This is a genomic window from Streptomyces longispororuber, assembly GCF_024448165.1.
Taxonomy (GTDB): Bacteria; Actinomycetota; Actinomycetes; order Streptomycetales; family Streptomycetaceae; genus Streptomyces; species Streptomyces longispororuber_A.
In genome coordinates, this window is record NZ_JAMOLN010000233.1 from 1 (window position 1) to 15,299 (window position 15,299).

Consider the following 15,299-nt stretch of genomic DNA (forward strand, 5'->3'; position numbering starts at 1 on the left):
GTGGTGGGCCGGGCCTCCGGCGGGGCGTCAGGCGGGGCGGATCTCGCCGGTGGGCGTGGTGCGCTCCAGGACGCCGCGCAGGGCGGACGCCGCCTCCTTGGCCTCGGTCTCCGTCATGATCAGCGGCGGGGACAGGACCAGGCTGTGGGCGGAGTCGCGGACGATGACACCGCTCTCGCGGCGGATGACGTCGTGCGGCATCCGGTCGGGGTTCAGTGGCAGCGGGGTGCGGGTGGTGCGGTCCGCGACGAGCTCGACGGCGAGCATCATGCCGACGGAGCGGATCTCGCCGACGATCGGCAGGTCGCCCAGCTGCGCCTGGAGTTCGGCGTGCAGGAAGGCGCCCAGGCTCGTGGCGCGGGCGAGCAGCCCTTCCTTCTCGATGATGTCGAGGTTGGCCAGGGCGACGGCGGTGGCGACCGGGTGGCCGTTGTAGGTGTAGCCCATCGGGAAGCCGTGGTCGCGCAGCAGCACCTCGGCGACGTGGTCGCCGACCAGGAGCGCGCCGAGCGGCACGTAGCCGGAGGTGATGCCCTTGGCGGTGACGATGATGTCGGGCGTGACGTCGAAGTACTGGGCGGCGAACCACTCCCCCACGCGCCCGTACGCGGTGACGACCTCGTCGAAGACCAGCAGGATGCCGTGCCGGTCGAGGACCTCGCGCACCCGGGGCCAGTAGTCGGCGGGCGGGACGAGCATGCCGCCGACGCCCATGATGGGTTCGCCGATCATCGCGGCGATGTTCTCCGGGCCGATCTCGGCGATGCGCTCCTCCAGCTCCCTGATGAGGAAGTCGGTGACCTCTTGTGGCGTCACGGTCTCGCCGCCGTAGAGCTCGGTGCGGTAGGGCCACGGCGGCGTGAGGTGCGAGACGTGCGGCATCATCGGGGCGAAGCCCTCGTGGTAGAGCGGGAAGCCGGTGGCCGAGCCGCCTCCGTAGCCGATGCCGTGGTAGGCCTTGCTGCGCGCCAGGATCCAGGTCCGGCTGCTCTCGCCGCGCCGGTGGTGGTAGTAGCGGGCCATCTTGATCGCGGCCTCGTTGCCCTCCGAGCCGCCGGAGGTGAAGTACACGTGGTTCAGCGGGTCGGGGGCCAGTTCGGCGAGGCGGGCGGCGAGGGCGATCGCGCGGTCGTTGGAGAACTCCCAGAAGCTGGTGAAGTACTCCAGCTTCTTCATCTGCTCGTGGGCGATGTCGGCCAACTCGGTCCGCCCGTGGCCCACTTGGGCGAGCCAGAGGCCGCCGGTGGCGTCGAGGTAGTCGCGGCCCTCCGTGTCGGTCAGGCGGCAGCCGGCGCCGGACGACATGATCACCCGCTCCTCGGCGGTGCCGGGCAGGTAGGGGTGGATGATGTGGGCGCGGTCGGCCGCGAGGAGGTCCTGATGGTCCTGCTGCTTCATGGGGGATGTCCTTCCGTACGGGTCAGGCTGCGGGTGCGGTGAGGGTGACGGCGGCGAGGGCCAGGGCCTTGGCGGTGGCCAGCAGGTCGTCGACCTCGATGTACTCGTCGATGGTGTGGAGGGTCGGGGAGCCGTCGGGCCGGGTCGCGGTCGGGCCGAGGCAGACGGCGGGGGTGTCGGCGAGGCGGGTCAGGGTGGCCGCGTCGGTCCAGGACGGTTCGCCGAGGATGCGGGGCGTACGGCCGAGCGACCCGGCCGCGTGCTCCAGGGCGGTGACCACGGGGTGCGTCCGGTCGACCTCGGCGGGCGGCAGTTCGGTGTCCCAGCTGAGCCGGGGCGGGTGGGCGCGGAGCCAGCCGTCGGCGGCGCAGGCGTCGCGCACGGCGGCCTCGATCTCGGCGCGCACCTTGCTCGCCCAGCCGTCGCCGTCGGCCTGCACCGGGAGGTAGGTGACGTCCAGGCAGACCTCGCACGAGGCGGGGTAGGTCACCCACCACTCGCCGCCCTTGATGGTGGTCGGCACGATCGACGGCGGTGGCAGCAGCGGATGGGTGTGGGCCGGGTCGTCGGCCCAGCGCTCGCGCAGGGTCTGGAGCGCGGTCAGCGCCGGGAGGGTCTTCTCGATGGCGTTGACGGCGCCGCCGGTGCGCCAGTCGCCCGGCGGGTACTCGGCGTGCCCGGGGCGTCCGTCGACGGTCAACGTGCCGCCCAGGATGCCGCGTTGGGCGGTGACGACGTCCAGGTCGGTGGGCTCGGGGACGATCGCCGCGTCGGCCCTGACCCCGTACGCGAGGGACGCGAGGGTGCCCGCGCCGTTCCACTCCTCGTCGGTGACGGTGTTGAGCAGCAGGTCGCCGGGGAGCCGGATGCCGAGGGACGCGAGCGTCTCGGCGGCGATCACCATGGCGGCGATGCCGCCCTTCATGTCGCAGGTGCCGCGCCCGTAGACGCGCCCGTCGCGGACGTCCGCGCGGAACGGGTCGCTGCTCCAGGCCGACTTCGGCTCCGCCGAGACGACGTCGATGTGGCCGTTGAAGAGCAGGGAGCGGCCCCCGCCCGTACCGGGGAACCGGGCGATCAGCTGCGGCCGCCCGTCGAAGCCGAGGCCCTCCGGGGTCTGCGGGGAGCGCGGCAGGTCGGCCGGGGTCGGGGTGAAGACGTCGACCGTGGCGCCCGCCGCGCGCAGCCGGTCGGCGAGGTGGTCCTGGAGGTCGTGCTCGGCGCGGTGCCGCTCACCGGCGGAGCCCCGCACGGTGGTGTCGAAGGCGACGAGGTCCGCGGTGAGCGCCACCAGGTCGTCGCGGCGCCGGTCGAGTTCGGCCAGCAGCCTCTCCGTGTCCGGCGCGCTCATCAGTACGTCACCCATGTCGTCTTCAGCCCCGTGTACTTGTCGAAGGAGTGCAGGGAGAGGTCGCGGCCGTACCCGGACTGCTTGAACCCGCCGAAGGGCGTCGCCGGGGACAGCGCGTCGACCGTGTTGACCGAGACGGTGCCCGCCTGGAGGGCTTCGGCGGTGCGGTGCGCGCGGCCCAGGTCGCGGGTCCAGACGGAGGCCGCGAGGCCGTACGGGGAGTCGTTGGCCAGGCGCACCGCCTCCGCCTCGGAGTCGAAGGGGTGCACGGTGAGCACCGGGCCGAAGAGCTCCTCGCGGGCCAGCGGTGCGTCGGGGGCGAGGCCGGTGACGATCGTCGGGTGGACGTAGGCGCCGGGGCGGTCGGGGCGGGTGCCGCCGCACACCACGGTTCCGCCGGACTCGGCGACGGCCTTGGTGACCCGGACGGCCTGGGCCTCGTCGACGAGCGGGCCGAGCGTGGTGGCCGGGTCGAGCGGATCGCCGGGGGCGAACGCGGCGGCGTGCTCGGCGACGCGCGCCGTGAACTCCTCGGCCACCGAACGCTCCACCAGCAGGCGGGTGTTGGCCGAGCAGACCTGGCCGGTGTTGTAGGCGAAGCCGGCGGCGGCCCGGGCGGCCGCCGCGTCCAGGTCGGCGTCGGCGAACACGAGGTTCGGGCTCTTGCCGCCCGCCTCCGGCCACACCTGCTTGAGGTTGGACTCGGCGGCGTAGGCGAGGAAGCGGCGGGCCGTCGCGGTGGAGCCGGTGAAGGCGAGGGCGTCCACGTCGGGGTGGCGGCCGAGCGCCTGGCCCGCGCGCTCGCCGAGGCCGGGGACGACATTGAGGACACCGGCCGGGAGTCCGGCCTCCGCCGCCAGTTCGGCCAGCCGCAGGGCGGACAGCGGGGACTGCTCGGCGGGCTTGAGGACGACGCTGTTGCCCGCGGCGAGCGCGGGCGCGAGCTTCCAGCTGGCCATGTCCAGCGGGAAGTTCCACGGCACGACCGCGCCGACCACGCCGAGCGGCACGCGGCGCACCAGGGCCAGGTTGCCGGGCGGCGCCGGGGCCACCTCGTCGTACAGCTTGTCGGCGGACTCGGCGTACCAGGCGAAGACGCCGGCCGCGCCGGGCACGTCGGTGCCGTAGGACTCGGCGATCGGCTTGCCCATGTCGAGGGTGTCGAGGAGGGCCAGCTCGCGGCCGTTCTCCTCGATGAGTGCGGCGAGCCGCAGCAGCACGCGCTTGCGGGTGGCGGCGTCGGCGCGGGACCAGTCGCCCGCCTCGAAGCTGCGGCGCGCGGCCCGCACGGCGGCGTCGACGTCCGGGGTGTCGCAGGAGGCGACCTCGGCGGTGGTGCGGCCGGTGGCCGGGTCGACGGTGGCGAAGGTGGCGCCGGATGCCGCGTCACGCCGGTCGCCGTCGATGAACGCCTGGGTACGCGGGGCGAGTCGACCGGCGAGGGCGGCCCAGTCCTGGTGCGTGTACGTCATGCTGCGGGCACTCCTGTGGTTGGTGCGGGTGCGGGGCTGCGGCGGCTCGTGCCACGGGCCGCGAGCAGCCAGTAGAGGGGGACGGTGACGACCAGGCCGGCGATCCAGCCGAGGTCGGTGTCGCCGAGGGCGTGGGCCACGGGGCCGGTGTAGAGGGACTGCGCCATGAACGGGATCTCGGCGAGGATGCCGATCGCGTAGACGGTCAGGGCCGTCACGTTCAAGCGGCCGTAGGTGCCGCCGTCCCGGGCGAAGAAGGACGGCACGTCGTAGTCGCCGTGGCGGATCAGGTAGAAGTCGACCAGGTTGATCGCCGTCCAGGGGATCAGGACGTACTGGAGGACGTAGATCAGGTTCAGGTAGTTCGTCATGAAGCTGTCGGCGAGCGCCAGGGCGAGAGCGACCGAGAGGGCCGTCAGGGCCGCGCCGATGACCGCCCGGCCGGTGGCGCGGGGCAGCCAGCGGTGCGCGAAGGTCTGCACGGCGGTGACGGCGCAGAGCACCGCCCCGTACAGGTTCATGGAGTTGGTCAGCATGGTGACCAGCGCGAAGCTCCAGAGCGTGAGCTGACCGAGCGTCGAGCCCAGCAGGTGGTGCAGTGCCGCGATCGGGTCGCCGTCGCCCGCGATGCCGATCGCCGCGCCGACCACCATGGGGATGACGCTGCCGAGGACGCAGCCCGCGTACGTGCACCACAGGGTGGAGCGGACGCCGGCCCGGTGGGCGGGCATGTAGCGGGAGTAGTCGGAGACATAGGGCGCGTACGCGATCTGCCAGAGTGCGCCGACGGACACCATCCCGATGAAACCGGCGACGCTGAAGCCGCCCGAGGTCAGGAAGTCCGACGGAAGTCCACCCGTGAACAGGTAGACGGCGCCGACGACTTGGATCGCGCCGAACGCCCAGGTCGTCCAGGCGCCGATGCGGTGCATCAGCCGGTAGCCGATGACGGCGACCACGAGGCTGACCAGCGCGCACAGCAGCACGCCGGTGTCCTCGCCGACCGGGGTGACCTCCCCGAGCGACTGTGCGCCCACGACCAGGTTCGACGCGAAGAAGCCCTGGTACATGACGATGACGACGAGGACCACCGCGAGGGCGCCGACGCTGCCGAACTGGCCGCGGCTCTGGATCATCTGCGGCACACCCAGCTGCGGGCCCTGCGCCGAGTGCAGGGCCATCAGGAAGCCGCCGCCGAGGTGTCCCACCAGCAGGGCGGCCAGGCTCCAGTAGAAGGAGAGGCCGAACGCGGTGGGGGCCAGGGCGCCGGTGACGACGGTGAGCGGGCCCAGGTTGGCGCTGAACCAGATGGTGAACAGGTCCCGGGTGCGGCCGTGGCGTTCGTCTGCGGGGACCACGTCGATGGTGCGCCGTTCGATGCGCTGATCATCCATGGCGTCTCCGTGATGCGGTGGGCGAATGAGGGAGCCCTCGACGAACCGGCTGCGCGGCGCGGAAGAGGGGGCGGCCGTACCACCGGGCGTGAGCCGCCCCGGCAGGGCGAGTTCTTTGAGTCAGGATTCAAACAATGTGCCAAGAACCCGTCAATGGGTTCTGCAGGATCAGCTTGCTTTATTTGAACGACGTAACAGAGAATTAACCGCATGGGAAAACCGGGGAGACCGAAGAACCAGACGGCGCGGCGCGAGGCGCTCGTGGACGCGGCCGGGCGGGCCATCACGGAGCGGGGCCTGGAGGGCCTGCGCATCAAGGACATCGCGGCGGAGGCCGGCATGTCCGCCGGGTCGGTCCTGTACTACTACCCGGAGCTGGACGATCTGGTCCTGGAGGTGCACCGGGGTGCGGTCGAGCGGTTCCTGTCGGCGCGGCACGCGGTCACCGACGAGGTGGGCGACCCGGTGGCGCGACTGCGGGCCCTGATCGCCTCGGGGCTGCCGGCCGCCGCGGACGACGCGACGCACGGTCTGCTGTACGAGCTGCACGGCAGGGCCGACCGCAGCGCCGGGCACGCCGAGTTGATGGCCTCGCTGTTCGCCAGCGAGGTGGGTCTGTACACCACCGTCCTCGAAGTGGGCGCCGCCACCGGCGTGTTCACGCTGACGGCGCCCGTGGCCGATCTGGCCAGGAATCTGGTCGCCCTGGAGGACGGCTACGGCCTGCACATCGTCAGCCGCAACGCGGGGCTGACACGGGCCGAGGCGCAGCGTCTGATCCGCGCCCACGCAAGGGTCGTGACGGGCTGCACCGAGCTATAGCCCGCAGCGCCCGCCCGAGACGTCGCGCAGCACGTCCATCACCGCGCGGGCGCGGGCGGTCTGGGTCATGCCGCCCACCGAGGCGATCTTGACCTCCAGCGGGGGGCCGCCGTCGCGGAGGGCCAGCTCGGCGACCTCGCCACCGCCGTACGTCTGGCTGGTCGCGGGCCGCTGGTTGAGCACGGAGTAGCCGAGGCCGCGGGAGACGAGGGAGCGCACGGTCTCGTAGCTCTGGGTGCGGTAGCGGACGTCGGGTGCGGTACCGGTGGCGGCCACCAGTGAGTGGAAGTAGTCGCGGCTGTGCGGCAGGTCGAGCAGGACGAGCGGGTCCGCGGCCAGTTCGGCGAGCTCCACGCTGCCCTGACCGGCGAGGGGGTGGCCGGCCGCGACGATGACGTAGGCGGGGGCGTCGGCGATCGTCTCGGTGTGCAGGTCCGGCTCGGACGACAGACCGAGTCCGTAGGTGAGGGCGAAGTCGATGCGGCCCGCCGCCAGGGCCTGCACGAGGTGGTCCGTCTCCGCCTCCAGCACGTCGATCTCGATGCCCGGGTGGCGGCGGGTGCACTCGCTGAACAGCAGCGGCAGGTAGGAGGGCGCCAGCGTCACGAAGCAGCCCACGGACACCGGGCCCGTGAGGGTCTCGCCGTCCCCCCTGGCCTCGCGCTCGACCTCGCGGGCCCGGGCCAGCAGCTCCCGGGCCTGCTGCTGGAGCCGCTCGCCGGCGGGGGTCAGGGTCAGGCCCCTGCCCCGCCGCCGGATGAACAGCTGCACCTGGAGCTCGCGCTCCAGGTTGTGGACGGCCGCGGACACGGCGGACTGCGCGATGTGCAGCTCCGCGGAGGCCTCCGTCATCGATCCGCGCTCGGCGGCGACCAGGAAGTAGCGCAGCTGAACGAGGGTGAAACCCAGCGGTGACGTCATGCGAGACCCTTGTGCCCAGTGAACCGGTGAACCGTGTCCGCCCGACCCTATGCGGCGCCTACACGCGCTCCGCGCTCGGCTCGGTGGTCGGCTCGGCGAGGTCCTCCGTCACGTCCTCGGGGCGCAGCAGGGCGGAGCCCGCGGTCTCCTTCAGGGACAGCGCGGCCACCAGCCCGCCCACGGCGAACACCATCAGGTACGGGCCGGGCACCAGCGTGCTGCCCGTCGCGGAGATGAGCACGGTCATCAGGTACGGCACGGTGCCCGCGAACAGGGCGGCGGTGATGTTGTACGCCACGGACAGCCCGCTCTGCCGGGTCCGGGTGGGGAAGACCTCCGCCGACCACACCGCGTACGTGCCGAGGATCGCCGCCAGGATCACGCCGAGCAGCAGACCCGCGACCCACGTTCCGGCGAGCCCGGTCCGCATCAGCCAGAACGCCGGCGTGGACAGCACCAGCAGGGCCACCGTCGCCCCGACGAACACGGGTTTGCGCCCGACCCGGTCGGAGAGCGCGCCGAACAGCGGCACCAGCACGAGACCCAGCAGGGAGATGACGGTGGACAGCAGGGCCGCGCTGTCGGCCGAGTGGCCCAGGTGGTCGGTCTCGTAGGTGACGAGATAGGTCAGGACCGCGTAGAAGGGCACGTGCATGGCCGCCATCAGGCCAGCCGCCTGCAGCAGTTCGCGCCGGTGCGAGCGGAACAGTTCCCGCGCGGGACTGCTCGGCACGGCGCCGCCCGCCTCCAGGGCCCGGTACTCGGGGGTGTCCTCGATCTTGTTGCGGATGACGAAGCCGATGATGCCGAGCGGTGCGGCGACGAGGAAGGGGATGCGCCAGCCCCAGGCCGTGAGCTGGGTGTCGTCGAGCCCGGTGGACAGCAGCAGGAAGACGAACGAGCCGGCGAGGAAGCCCAGCAGGGAGCCGACCTCCAGCCAGCTCACCCCGAAGCCGCGCCGCCGGCGCGGTGCGCTCTCGGCGAGGAAGCTGGCCGCGCTGCCGAACTCGCCGCCCGCGGCGAAGCCCTGGACCAGTCGCAGCACCACGAGGAGGACCGGGGCGGCGATCCCGATCGTGTCGTATCCGGGCAGCAGTCCGATCGTCAGGGTCGCGCCGGACATCATGAAGATGACGAGGGACAGGGTGCGCTTGCGGCCGATGCGGTCTCCGAGCGGCCCGAACACCAGGGCGCCGACGGGCCGGATACCGAAGGAGACGGCGAACACGCCGAACACGGCGAGCAGTCCGGTCGTGCTGTCCTCGGCGGGGAAGAACACGGTCGCGACGGTGCCGGCGAGATAGGCGTACGCGGCCCAGTCGAACCAGTGGACGAACACGCCGACGGCGCCCGCGGCGACGCTCCTGCGCAGGGCGACCACGTCGGTGGCCGGGGCCGGGTCCCTCGGGGTTTCCTCAGGGGTGGTCATGCGTCCCTCCGCTCCGGTCGACGCCGGTCCAGGCCAGGGCCGTCGCGCCGTCGAGCAGGGCCCGTTCCGCCGCCCCGCCCACGCAGTACGCGGCGAACTCGTGCTGGTGGTTGGTGGCCGGCAGGGAGCCGATGCCGATGTAGGGGTGGATGGCCGGCACCACCTGGGAGACGTTGCCCATGTCGGTGGAGGCGCGGTTCATCCTCGCGGCCTGGCCGGGCGGCGCGAACTCCCGCCCGAGGGCCAGGGCGTTGGCGCGGTAGTGGCCGAGCGCCGCCTCGTCCGCGCGGAACTCCGCGTACGGCTTGCTCTCCGGTTCGACGGCCAGGTCGCAGCCGGTGGCGAGGGCTCCCGCCTCGAAGGCACGCATGACCCGCGGTTCGAGCTCGGCGAGTTCGGCGAGGGTCTCGGCCCTGACGTACCAACGGCCGGTCGACCGCTCGGGGATGGCGTTCGGGGCGTCCCCCGCGTGGGTGACGATGCCGTGCACCCGCGCGGACGGCGGCAGGTGCTGGCGCAGCAGTCCGATGGCGACCTGGGCGACGGTGAAGGCGTCGGCCGCGTTGATCCCGGCCTCCGGATACGCGGCGGCGTGCGCCGACCTGCCGGTGTAGGCGACCTTGGAGTGGCTGACCGCGAACGGGCGGGCCTCGGCGACGTCAACCGGTGCAGGGTGCACCATCATCGCGAGGTCGACCCCGGTGAACGCGCCCCGGTCGAGCATCTCGATCTTGCCGCCGCCGCCCTCCTCGGCCGGGGTGCCGTACACCTCGACGGTGAGCCCGGCGTCGTCGGCGACGGCGGCCAGACCGAGCGCGGCGCCGACCGCGCTCGCCGCGATGAGGTTGTGCCCGCAGGCGTGTCCGAGGCCGGGCAGCGCGTCGTACTCGGCGCACAGCGCGATCCGCACCGGCCCGCTGCCGAACCGGGCGTGGAACGCCGTGTCCAGGCCCAAGTAGGCGGAGGTGACGGCGAATCCGGCGCGGTCGAGGAGGTCCGGGACGGCGGCGGCCGCCCGGTGCTCCTCCCAGGCGGTCTCCGGATCGGCGTGCAGCCGCTCGGAGAGCCCGATCAGTTCTTCGGCGTGCCGGTCGACCGCCTGCCGGGCGGCGTCCTTCAGCGCGCTCATCGCTCGTCCCCCGGCACGCCGTACGAAGGCGAGGTGGCCGGGTCCAGGCCGCGCGTCACGTAGTCGTCGCGCTGCGGCAGCCACACGTCGAGGAGGTCGCCGAGCCGGTCGATCGGGTCGTCCGCCCAGTCCACCCGCAGGTCGGTCACCCGCCAGCCCACGTCCGCGACGACGGCCATGCCCGCCGAGTGCACGGGCCCCTCCTCGCCGCCGGCCGCGAGGGCGGCCCGCATCGCGGCGAGCAGCCGCTCCTCCAGCTCCCCGGTGGCGGCCGCGTACGCGTCGACGAGGACGCCGGGAATGTGCGGACCGGACAGCATGTTCCCCGCCGCGACCGCTCCGTCGGCGGTGGCCGTGGCGTGGGTGCCCAGGGTCTGCGGGCCGCTGAAGGCGCATCCGGGCCCCGAGCGGCCGAGCACGGTCAACTGCCGGTAGGCGATGGTCTTTTCGTGACGGGCCGCGCCGGTGACGTCGGCCAGGGCACGCCGGGGGTCGCCGTGGTCCGCGAGCGCGTCGAGCAGGCCGGTGCCGAGCATCGGGTCGGTGATGTTCTGCGACGTCGCCGCGCCGATCCCGGGCCGCAGGTGGACGACCCGGGCGGCGACCGCGGGGCTCGACGAACTGGCGGCGATGCCGAACCGCTCGCCGTCGCGGACCACGAGCGAGAACGTCATGCGCGCTCCTCCTTCGGGATCACGGCGACGGCGTCGATCTCGCACAGCCACTCCGGGCGGGCGAGGGCCGACACCACCAGGCCGGTGGAGATGGGGTGGACGCCCTTGGTCCAGCGGCCCACCGTGCGGTACACGGCCTCGCGGTAGCGCGGGTCGATCAGATAGATCGTCAGCTTGACCAGGTGTTCCATCCGGCTGCCCGACTCCTCGAGCAGCATCTTGATGTTCGCCATGGCTCGCTCGGCCTGCGCCTCGGCGTCGCCGACGCCCACGGACTCGCTGGTGTCGAGGTCCTGGCCGATCTGCCCGCGGACGTACACGGTGTCGCCCGCGACGACGGCCTGGCACAGGTCGTTGTCGAGGCTCTGCTCGGGATAGGTGTCACGGGTGTTGAACGGCCGGATCCGGGTGTGCCCGCCGGCGACGACGGGGGCCTTCGGGGAGGTCATGGCTGCTCCTCAGCTCGTCCGGGCCGCCGTCTTGGCGGCGGTCCTGTCGGTGGTGACGTCGGTGGCGCTGTCCGTGGTGCTGTCCGTGGTGCTCTCGGTCGTGCCGTACGCGAGGTAGCCGCGCCGGGTCGTGATGTGGTCGGCGACGTAGCGGGCGTCGTGCCAGACCCCCCAGATGAAGCTCGACCCGCGGCGGGACAGCCACGGCAGGCCGAGGAAGTAGACGCCGGGCTCGGCGGACACCCCGCGGCGCTGGTCGGGCCGGCCGTCGGCGTCGAACGCGTCGACCCGGAGCCACCCGTAGTCGGCGGCGAAGCCCGTCGCCCAGACGATCGAGGTGATCCCGGCCCCGGCCAGGTCGAGTTCGAGGCGGGGGTCGGTCACGCAGTCCGGGTCGGGGCCGAGGACGTGGGCCGCCGGCTCCTCCGGCAGTTCGAGGCCGTTGCGCTCGACGTACGCGTCGGCCGCCCGCAGCAGTCCGAGGTACTTCTCGTCGCCCTGCGCGATGTTGTCGGCCAGGTCGGGTGCGAAGCGCAGCACCCCGTCGTCGTACGAGGCGGTCATGCCGACGAGTTCGACGCCGGTGGCGGCCAGGGCGCGGAAGTCCACGGTGTGGCCGCCGCGGGCGCCGCTGACCGCGATGGTGACGTGTGCCGCTCCCTGCGGGGGCGTGTGCGCGTCCCAGAGCCCGAGCACACCGAGCCACCAGCAGAAGTCCCGGCCGCGGTACTGGCGCGGCGGCCGGTCGTGCGGCCCGACCGAGAGCAGGACCCGGCGCCCGGAGCGACGCAGCTCGTCGGCGATCTGGACGCCCGATGAGCCCGCTCCGACCACCAGCACGGCGCCCTCGGGCAGCTGTTCGGGGTTGCGGTAGCCGCTGGAGTGGATCTGCACGGGGACCGCGCCGTCCGGCACGACCGGCGGGATCACGGGGCGCTGGAACGGTCCGGTCGCGGCGACGACGAAGCGCGCGTCGATGGCGCCGTCGGACGTCTCGACCCGGAAGCCGGGCCGGCCGGTGTGCCGGCGCACCGAGGTCACCTCGACGCCGCAGCGGACCGGGGCGCCGATCTTCTCTGCGTACGCGACGAAGTAGTCGGCGACCTGTTCCTTCGACGCGAAGGCGTCGGGGGCGACGTCGGCGAACTCCATCCCCGGGAAGCGGTCGTGCCAGGCCGGCCCGTTCGCGACCAGGGAGTCCCACCGCTCCGAGCGCCACCGCTCGGCTATCCGGTCCCGCTCCAGGACGATGTGCGGTACGCCGTGCGCGCCCAGGTGCTCGCTCATCGCGACGCCTGCCTGGCCTGCTCCGACGACGACCACTTCGGTCTCTTCGATCGGCATGTGAGCCTCCCCTCGGGCGGTAGGTCGTCTCGTGTCGCGTCGACCGTGCTACCGCTGACGTCATCCTGAGGGGCGGGTGAAATCCTGTCGAACAGATGTTTCCGTTTAGGGCGATCGCATTTTCAGATGCACGGGTGCGGCCTTCGGTGCGGCTCGGGGGCGGCCCGGCGTCATGTCGTCACGTACACGACGCCGGCCGCGATGGTGCCGACGGCCAGGCCGAGCATGACCAGGCGCGCCAGACCTTCGAGGTCGCGGGGCTCGTCGTGGTCGAGGGGGCAGGCGCACAGACCGTCGGGGCAGTGCGGCGCGTCCAGCCAGTACGCGTCGGTGAGCCGGGCGTAGTCGCGGTGCGAGAAACGGTTCGTCTCGTCGTGCATGCACAGTCCAACCGGCGTACGCGGGGCACGGCACGGGGCGTCAACGTAAAGCCTTCGGATTCATGCATCCGTGTCACCGCCCCGGCCCCACCGCGTTGGCCGCCCTCAGCCCTTCTCCACGGGCACCGCCCGGTGCCGGGCCAGCACGACGACCCCGCCCGCCGCCGTGAGCAGCGCGAGGGCCCCGAAGCCGTAGGTGAGCGTGGCGAGCGACGCGACCCCGGCGACGAGCAACGGGCCGCCGGCGTCGCCGAGTTCACGGCCGAGTTCGGCGGCGCCCATGGTCTGCCCCAGGCGCTCGCGCGGGGTCTGTGAGGCCAGCGCGGCGAAGCCGAGCGGGGTGATCAGGCCGGTGCCGAATCCGATGAGGGCGGCGGCGAGGAGGATGCCGGTCAGGCCGGGCAGCATCGCGCAGGCCAGGCCCGCGGCGGTGGCCGCCAGACCTGCGGCCAGTCCCGTACGGGTGTCGAGGCGCCCCTCGTCCAGGGCCCGGCCCGCCCGTGGCTGGACGAGCGCGGCGCAGGCCGCGAGCAGCGACACCGCGGCGCCGGTGGCGACCGTGCCGAGACCGGCGACGCGGCCCGCGACCGGCAGGAACCCGACGCCGACGGACAGGGCGGCGGTCGCGGCGGCGAGCGCGGCGGTCGGGGTGAGGAACACCGGGTCGGCCAGGCGCCGGGCCAGGTCCACCACCGTCTGCCGGGCCTTGGGCAGCGGCGGCACGACGGGCACGGTGAGCGCGGCCCACAGGGCGACGGCGGCGCCGAGCACCGCGAGGACGGTGAACAGCAGCCGCAGGCCCCCGGCCCAGACGAGGACACCGCCGAGCAGCGGGCCCAGCGTGTAGCCGATGGACTTGTAGAAGCCGTAGGAACCGAAGGCGCGACCGTGCTTCGCGGCCGGGTTGAGGCGGGCCACCAGCGCCGAGGCGGCGGGCGAGAACGCGGAGGCCGCGGCGCCCTGGCCGAGCCGGGCCGCCCACAGCCGGCCGGGACTGTCCGCCAGTGCGTACACGGCGGAGGCGACGGCGAACGCCACCAGCCCGCCGAGCAGTACCGGGCGCGCGCCGACGCGGTCGGCCAGGGTGCCGAAGAGCGGTTTGAGCAGGACCTCGGCGCCGTCGTAGAGGGCGAGCAGCCCGCCGAGGACGAGCAGGGAGGTGACGGCGTCGTCGGCGCCGCCGCCGAGGGTGGCGGCGATGCCGTGCGCGCCGAAGGCGGTGGTGAACCCGGCCGCGTACAGCGGCCACATCTGCCGCGTCGGCGGGGCTTCGGGCTGCTGCGTCCGCATCACGGCGCCGGGTCCTCCATCGGGTCCTCCATCGGGTCCTTCGCCACGTCGTGCAGAGCGGCGAAGACACGCTCTGCGTAGTCCTCGCACACGGCGGTGCACTCCTTGAGCCGCCGTGCGGCGGTGGGCGCCTCCGGGGCGCCGAAGACGTCGCGGGCGGTCAGGTCCCGGTGCCATCGGCGCAGCCGCTCCAACGACTGCTCCTCCTCCTCGAGTTCGGCCAGGGTGAACTTGGCGATGCGGATCTCCTTGGCGATCTCCTCGTCGAACTTGTCGCAGTCGGCGAGGAATTCGGTCCAGTCCGCGGAGCGGGCGGCGGTGAACAGTGCCTGGAAGCGGGCGGCGTCCTCGGCGGAGCGTCCTGCGGCCGTCAGCGTGACGGCCTGCCCCTCGGCCTGTTCGGTCAGTGTGACGGCGCGGGTGACTCCGTCGGCGAAGACCGGCACGTCCGGCACGGCCCACACGCCCTGCCCCAGCGACAGCGCACCGATCTTGCGCAACTCCCGCCAGACCGCGACGCGATGCCTGGACGGTGCGGCGGGCAGCTTGATGACCAGGACGAGCCAGCGGCTCCCGGATTCCTTGTTCGACACACTGACGAATGTAGCAGGCGTTACATCTGAAACTGTAGGGCGTGAAACCACCGTGCACTCTATGCTGCGCACATGACGGCTGCCCTGTTGACGTGCCTCGACCCGTTGCGGCCCCGCCGTCCCGACCCCCACTTCGCCGCCGCGGCCACGGCCGCACGGGAGTTGGGCGCCGCCATCGCGCTCCTCGACCACGAGGCCCTGGACCGCGGACGCCCCGCGGAGGCGGTCGCCGGCGTCCCGACCGGACTCGGCCCGCTCTGGTACCGCGGCTGGATGCTGACCCGGGACCGCTACGCCGCACTGGCCGCCGCACTCGCCGAGCGAGGCGCCACCCTGCTGACGGACGCCCGCCAGTACGGCCGCGCGCACGAACTGCCCGGCTGGTACGCGGAGTTCGCGGCCGTGACACCGGCGAGCGTCTGGCTTCCCACGGAGCCGGGCCGCACTCCCCCGCCGGCCCGGCTCGCCGCGCTGGCCGCACCGCTGGGCCCGGGCCCGGTCGTCGTCAAGGACTACGTCAAGTCCCGCAAGCACGAGTGGCACGAGGCGTGCTTCGTGCCCGACGCGTCCGACACCGAACGGCTGGCCGCTGTCGTCGGACGCTTCATGGAGATCCAGGAGGACTCCTTCTGCGGCGGCATCGTCCTGCGCGC

The 15,299-nt window shown here is 73.1% G+C and carries 15 protein-coding genes; 2 read left to right on the plus strand and 13 right to left on the minus strand.

Going from position 1 to position 15,299, the window contains the following annotated elements; translation table 11 throughout:
• Positions 1-27: 27 nt before the first annotated feature.
• Genes M4J07_RS40625 through M4J07_RS40640 form a run of 4 tightly spaced genes read right to left on the minus strand, consistent with a single transcriptional unit; the run spans position 28 to position 5,615 of the window.
• Positions 28-1,398 carry an aminotransferase family protein gene (locus tag M4J07_RS40625; RefSeq protein ID WP_255980913.1) on the minus strand — a complete coding sequence of 457 codons (1,371 nt, stop codon included), beginning with the start codon at positions 1,396-1,398 and terminating at the stop codon, positions 28-30.
• Positions 1,399-1,420: 22 nt separating this feature from the next.
• Positions 1,421-2,764: an ArgE/DapE family deacylase gene (locus M4J07_RS40630; RefSeq protein WP_255980915.1), complete on the minus strand. Its 1,344-nt coding sequence runs from the start codon at positions 2,762-2,764 to the stop codon at positions 1,421-1,423.
• Complete coding sequence (locus M4J07_RS40635) at positions 2,749-4,221, minus strand: aldehyde dehydrogenase (protein ID WP_255980917.1); 1,473 nt, start codon at positions 4,219-4,221, stop codon at positions 2,749-2,751. The genes M4J07_RS40630 and M4J07_RS40635 overlap by 16 nt, the downstream gene beginning before the upstream one ends.
• The gene (locus M4J07_RS40640; RefSeq protein WP_255980919.1) at positions 4,218-5,615 is read right to left on the minus strand and encodes a purine-cytosine permease family protein; all 1,398 of its coding nucleotides are present in this window, start codon (positions 5,613-5,615) and stop codon (positions 4,218-4,220) included. Before M4J07_RS40640 ends, M4J07_RS40635 begins: the two co-directional genes overlap by 4 nt.
• 210 nt (positions 5,616-5,825) lie before the next feature.
• On the opposite strand from M4J07_RS40640, the gene M4J07_RS40645 reads away from it, so the two are divergent.
• The gene (locus M4J07_RS40645) at positions 5,826-6,437 is read left to right on the plus strand and encodes a TetR/AcrR family transcriptional regulator (RefSeq protein WP_255980921.1); all 612 of its coding nucleotides are present in this window, start codon (positions 5,826-5,828) and stop codon (positions 6,435-6,437) included.
• Here the strand turns inward: M4J07_RS40645 and M4J07_RS40650 are convergent.
• The 9 genes from M4J07_RS40650 to M4J07_RS40690 form a co-directional block, all read right to left on the minus strand.
• A complete protein-coding gene (locus tag M4J07_RS40650; RefSeq protein ID WP_255980923.1) occupies positions 6,432-7,358 on the minus strand; it encodes a LysR family transcriptional regulator in 927 nt (308 codons plus the stop codon). The two genes, M4J07_RS40645 and M4J07_RS40650, sit on opposite strands and share 6 nt — an antisense overlap.
• A gap of 58 nt (positions 7,359-7,416) precedes the next feature.
• Complete coding sequence (locus M4J07_RS40655) at positions 7,417-8,787, minus strand: MFS transporter (RefSeq protein ID WP_255980925.1); 1,371 nt, start codon at positions 8,785-8,787, stop codon at positions 7,417-7,419.
• Positions 8,774-9,916: a M20 family metallopeptidase gene (locus M4J07_RS40660; protein WP_255980927.1), complete on the minus strand. Its 1,143-nt coding sequence runs from the start codon at positions 9,914-9,916 to the stop codon at positions 8,774-8,776. Before M4J07_RS40660 ends, M4J07_RS40655 begins: the two co-directional genes overlap by 14 nt.
• Complete coding sequence (locus tag M4J07_RS40665; protein ID WP_255980929.1) at positions 9,913-10,590, minus strand: DUF1028 domain-containing protein; 678 nt, start codon at positions 10,588-10,590, stop codon at positions 9,913-9,915. The genes M4J07_RS40660 and M4J07_RS40665 overlap by 4 nt, the downstream gene beginning before the upstream one ends.
• Entirely contained in the window at positions 10,587-11,039 is a 453-nt protein-coding gene (locus M4J07_RS40670; protein WP_255980931.1) for a RidA family protein, read from the minus strand. Before M4J07_RS40670 ends, M4J07_RS40665 begins: the two co-directional genes overlap by 4 nt.
• A 9-nt stretch (positions 11,040-11,048) precedes the next feature.
• Positions 11,049-12,383 (minus strand): flavin-containing monooxygenase, encoded by a 1,335-nt coding sequence (locus tag M4J07_RS40675; RefSeq protein WP_255980933.1) that lies wholly within the window; start codon positions 12,381-12,383, stop codon positions 11,049-11,051.
• Between the two features lie 170 nt (positions 12,384-12,553).
• Positions 12,554-12,763, minus strand: a complete 210-nt coding sequence (locus tag M4J07_RS40680) for a hypothetical protein (protein WP_255980935.1) — start codon at positions 12,761-12,763, stop codon at positions 12,554-12,556.
• A 105-nt stretch (positions 12,764-12,868) separates the two neighbouring features.
• Positions 12,869-14,014 (minus strand): MFS transporter, encoded by a 1,146-nt coding sequence (locus M4J07_RS40685; RefSeq protein WP_255980940.1) that lies wholly within the window; start codon positions 14,012-14,014, stop codon positions 12,869-12,871.
• Between the two features lie 38 nt (positions 14,015-14,052).
• The gene (locus M4J07_RS40690; protein WP_255980937.1) at positions 14,053-14,646 is read right to left on the minus strand and encodes a Chromate resistance protein ChrB; all 594 of its coding nucleotides are present in this window, start codon (positions 14,644-14,646) and stop codon (positions 14,053-14,055) included.
• A 72-nt stretch (positions 14,647-14,718) separates the two neighbouring features.
• Here M4J07_RS40690 and M4J07_RS40695 point away from each other — a divergent pair.
• Positions 14,719-15,299, plus strand: a 581-nt coding sequence (locus tag M4J07_RS40695; protein WP_255980939.1) for an ATP-grasp domain-containing protein, incomplete at its 3' end; no start/stop codon positions are given.